Annotated in this window: 4 protein-coding genes; all 4 read right to left on the bottom strand. The window is 44.2% G+C overall.

Annotated features, from left to right (window positions below; translation table 11 throughout):
* Positions 1-208 precede the first annotated feature (208 nt).
* Positions 209-1,186 carry a Zn-binding domain-containing protein gene (locus LAY57_RS34875; RefSeq protein WP_249071952.1) on the bottom strand — a complete coding sequence of 326 codons (978 nt, stop codon included), beginning with the start codon at positions 1,184-1,186 and terminating at the stop codon, positions 209-211.
* A gap of 85 nt (positions 1,187-1,271) precedes the next feature.
* Positions 1,272-2,552, bottom strand: coding sequence for an RNA-guided endonuclease IscB (iscB, locus tag LAY57_RS34870; protein WP_249071951.1), 1,281 nt, complete (start codon positions 2,550-2,552; stop codon positions 1,272-1,274).
* Positions 2,553-2,778: 226 nt separating this feature from the next.
* Positions 2,779-4,578 (bottom strand): DEAD/DEAH box helicase, encoded by a 1,800-nt coding sequence (locus tag LAY57_RS34865; RefSeq protein WP_249071947.1) that lies wholly within the window; start codon positions 4,576-4,578, stop codon positions 2,779-2,781.
* Between the two features lie 68 nt (positions 4,579-4,646).
* Positions 4,647-4,913, bottom strand: coding sequence for a hypothetical protein (locus LAY57_RS34860; protein ID WP_249071945.1), 267 nt, complete (start codon positions 4,911-4,913; stop codon positions 4,647-4,649).
* Positions 4,914-4,929 lie beyond the last annotated feature (16 nt).

The raw sequence follows: 4,929 nt of genomic DNA, 5'->3' as shown, positions 1-4,929 counted from the left end.
GCCCACTTTTTTTCTCCAAAATCTTTACAACTCCTCTTGGGGTGGTGCGCCGCAGGCGCACCCCCTGAACGGTTACAAGCATACTGGCTCGATGTGGCAACTTGCCTATTCGTAACTTACCTATTTCTGACGAGCTAAAATTATTAAATGGCAAAACATAGCTTTACCCAACATTGAGAAAGCTATGTTTTTTGCTAAATACCTAAACTTACTCACCAACAGCTTCTAGTATGCTTAATCCAATCGGCTTATTCAAAGATTGATTATCTTGAAGGCAGGAGTGCATATACAAACATTTCGGACACCCCGCTTCACAACTACAATTACGAGCTAACGCCGCCGCACTCCGAGCAAACTTACCAAACTGATGAAATACAGCCTCGCTACATCCATTCCCATCAGCTACAGCATCGTAGAAATATCCCACTGTTTCCTCCTGCTCAACCACCAAATAATTCAAATCCAAACTAGAACTGAGGATAACCAACGGTACTGCAAAGATGATTTGATGTCCGATGCTATGCAGTGCAATTGTAACAGGCGAAGATTCCCAAAGCGCTGCATATACTGGTGGTATTTCCGGTATTTCTCGCTGAATCTTAGTTTTGAGATGCTGAACTTCACGGCAAATTATGTTCGTAGCAACTGAATTTACCTCTACTTTCACCACAGGTGTTTTATACTCAGTGCAGTACGGTAATCTGAAATCCACTTCATCCACTACCGTAATCAGTTCAATCCTTTTGAGCTTACTTCCACAAGTTGGGCAGAATTTCCCCGATAAAGGTTGGTGATAGCTGCGGCAACTACTGCGCGTACAACTTAGTTCGTATTGTTTAATGCACAACTTATACCCCGTCACCAATGTCTTGATTTCTCCCCAAACCAAACTTAACTTAAGTTCTGCGCCTGGGATAGAAAGTGCAACAATTTTTGGTTCTGCAAGAAGCTCCAGTTGTTTAACTTCTAAGTCAGTTTCAGGAATTGTAAAAGTGTGAGAATTGGGGTCGATTGGAATCAGAACGGCTCGACGTTCCTCAACCTCTAATTCAGTTGCTCTGTATTTTACGATTTCACCATTAGCATTTTGAGCGCTATAAATTGCACCTGGGAATACTTCCCGATAGGCAATATCGAGATTAGTTTCCTCAAATTCTTCACCCGTACTGCTATCGATTAACTTCACCTAAAACCTCCGGGAAGTGTGGAAGCCCCCGCGTTTTAACCGGGGGATGAAACACGACACGAGCGAATTTATTCGCTGTGTATTTCTAAAAAGAATAAGCATACCCATCCTTTCGGTGAATTGCTTGACAGTATTTGTGGCTAATTCCTTGTACTCGACCATCTTTAGTAGCAATATCAAAACTGCCAGATGCTCGACAAAGAACGCGACCAATATAAGTGCCAATTTTTTTGCCACTTGTAACAATGGCCTTGACAATATCGCCTGTTTGAAACCCCTGATGAATTTGAATTCTAGACCGATGACGAATTGGGAAACCGTATTTATCCGTGCCGCACATCTGGCGATTCCCATGCCCCATAGCTTTGATTAATAATGGTTGCATTGTTTTGACATCTAATTGTTCAACACTACCCACACAAGCTGCATCCAGCCAGTGAGTTTTAGGTAGCTCTAACCTACATCGGTTAAACTTGGTTTTACCTCCACTGGCCACCTCAACAGGCAAACCAGTTTGCTTGAGTCTATTAAACAAAGTCCATCGGGTTGAATTGACTGCTGCCGCATCTTTTAACGGACGTTTAGCTTGAGCCAAGACTCTTTTTAAGACATCCGGCTTCTTTTTCAAGAAAGCCTCAATATCCTGAGTTCCTTTCTTAATATTGCAAGGTTCGCAAGCTAAGCATAGATTAGAGATTCGGTTTGTACCACCTTTGGCTTTGGGGTGAATATGCTCAATTTGCAAAGGTACATTTTCCTTACCACAATAAGCGCATTTTCGCGACCACTTAGCTAATAAATATTCCCGAACTTCGTAACCAAATAACATTCCTTGCTGGTACTCAATACCTGATATTTCCGGGTTTTCTATTTCTTGTAAATCAAACCGCACAAGTTCTTGGGAAATCCCTTCTATGGGGGTATATCGACGCAATCGATTTACCCAAGTCAGGATTGTTTCAACTCGATGCTGAAGACTAGGGGCTAACCATCCATCAGAACGGGTGCGGTTAAGAAAACGAGGTTGACGGTATCTGGTTTTACGATTACGCCGTCCTCTTCTTAATGCTCTGCGTGATTCAAGAGCATCCTTTATCTGTTGTCCACGATGGATAAGTTCTGCACCAAAAACAACTTTTTCCCCTTGGAGTAAGGCGATTCCAGTTACTTTTGAACCTGGGTCTAGCTTCAGTTGCATTGGTGATGGTTTATCGGCAACAGCTTTACCCAAAATAATCGTAAAGGGAAACCGTCGAAATACTTTTGCTTTCCCTGCTTTGAGTAAACTTCTAGCAACTCCAGGGGTGCAGGGGTTGAGTGGTTTACGGTTGGTGTCTAGAACTAGAGCGTAGTTTTGGTTAGACATTGTTGTGTCTCTCCTGATTTCTCGTAACGTTAGCTTCGCCAATGTTCAGAGTCGGTACTTTCCAAAACGCACTTCCTTAACCCCTTAAAGATGTTTAACGTTTTGGTTCTAGGGCTTGGGTCTAGCTACGCAACCCAAGGTAGGAACTTTAACTCTTGCTCTGAACGTAGTCATTAGACTAAGGCTGGTCAGCTATCTGAATCGGAGGCAGTGAGCCGCCCGTGCTTCAGCCGGGGGTGCTGACAGTAGCTATAGCATTACCGCGCAAATTGATTTCTTTATGAGGATACCCACGTCCCCATAACTGACCGTTTCTGCTGACATAAAGTTGATCTTGAGTCATCAAAGCAGAAGCGATCGCACCCGCCTTCTCGCCAAAATAATGGCTAAGTCGGTGCAACGGAATGCCACTTTCTACCGCTGCTGCCATCAGGTGTTTGCCTAGTAATACCGGGTAGTTTGGGTTAAATTCGCTCCTTTCAGCAGATCCATGTATTAACAGGTTGGGATTAGTGCTGTAATAGTTATCGAGGGGGCTGGTAGCCACGGGCAAGAAGATGACCAGACCCGGATTGTTCCCTCGACCTGCTCGACCAATTCGCTGGCGAAACGACATCAAAGAACCCGGCCACCCGCGTACTAAACACCAGTCCAGTGCAGGAATATCGATTCCCGCTTCCAATGAGCTAGTGGAGAGAATCGCTTTGATGCGACCTGTCTTTACCTGGGAGATGATATCCTGACGGCGATCGCTCTTCAGAGAGCCATAGAATATTGCCACTGCATCAGCCAAATGCGGACACCCCTGGCGAGTTGCTTCCTGCTTGATGAGTGAGAGCAGATTCTTAACAGCCGATCGATTATTGCAAAAGCAAATCCCAGATAGCTCATGTTGCAGCAGGTATAGAATCACCCTAGCAGCATCGGGATTAGCTGTAGTGCTGGGTTTGAGACAAACTATCGTGCGTCCAGCGCTTTTAGCGCCGCTCTTGTCTATCAACTGTAACCGTTCTGGAGTAGCTTCTCGTCCCGAAAACCGTAGTGCTACTTGCACTGGATTGCCAATGGTAGCTGATGAAAACACCCATTGTAAGCGGCTGGAATTGCCACCAACACTATCCACTGCCAATCGCAACCGTCGCATCAGGTTGGCAAAGTTAGCAGCAAATCCAGCTTGATATGTATGGGATTCATCTACGACTACGTAGCGCAGCCGTCGCAAGAAACTGCGAAAACCCTCTCCATCTCTGGCTCGTACTGCGTAAAGCTGATAATGTAATAAGTCTGGGCTAAGTCCTAAAATCTGAGGAGGTTCTGGTACGAACAGCCGCTTGCGTTCCAACATCGATACATCGCCAGTCATCACACCAACTTTTACAGTGGCATCTTCAGGCAAGATAGTAACGAGCGATCGCAGTTTGTCAATTTGGTCAGTAGCCAGTGCTTTAAGCGGATACAGATAAAGCGCAGTAGCATTACTGGTTAGACAGGATTCCAGAATCGGAATATTAAAACACCAAGTTTTCCCGCTGGCTGTCGGTGTCAAAATGCAGATATCTTTTCCCTGACGCCATGCTTGCAATGATTCCAACTGATGCGAGTAAATTTGCTCGATGCCAACAGCTTTTAAAGCATCAGAAAGTGCAATTGGTAAATCGCCCGGAATCGGATACAGTTCACCATCAGAAGCCGGAATAGTTTCCGTATAAACGATGCTTTCTGCTAATCCCAATGCAATTTCTTCAAAGCTTTGCTCGTTACTATGAGATTTGGTATTTCGAGCTTTAGCATCGTCAGCTGGCATCAATTCTTGAGATTCAATCGCTGATATCCAGTTCAAAGAAACTGGTTGAGCTTCTCTGTGAAAATTGGCAACTAATTGATTGCCGATTGTTCCGATAACTTCTCCCAATCCATATTGAGTCGAATAAATTCGGTTTCTCGGTGACAACCAAATTGGTGGATTGGGATAATTTTCGTTTAGCTTAATTAGTGCGGCATAGTTCGGGGCTGAATTAGAATTCATCAACAAAAACCATAACTGAACATTTCTCCCTCCTTATGCCGTTAGGCAGAAATATTAACTTTTCTCTTTCAAAAAAGCGCCAGTTGTAAATGCTTATATTTGGGAGCTTTTTGTTTCAACCATTGCATTTGATACCCGATACCCAAGCCAGCTAACGGTGCGCGAGTAGTGTAGAGTTTCTCAGGTATGGATAGCAACTGCTCTATCACAAATTCTCGATAGCGTTTACCGCCAATAGACATCTCCAACATATAAACTAAATTGCGATCGCATAGGTAAAATGGAGTTTTACCTTGCCAAAAATGAGCCAACTGAGAGAGTATATAGAGAAGCATCCATCGTCAGCCCAAA

It is taken from the genome of Argonema antarcticum A004/B2, from assembly GCF_023333585.1.
GTDB lineage: Bacteria > Cyanobacteriota > Cyanobacteriia > Cyanobacteriales > Aerosakkonemataceae > Argonema > Argonema antarcticum.
This window is presented reverse-complemented; position numbering and strand designations above follow the sequence as displayed.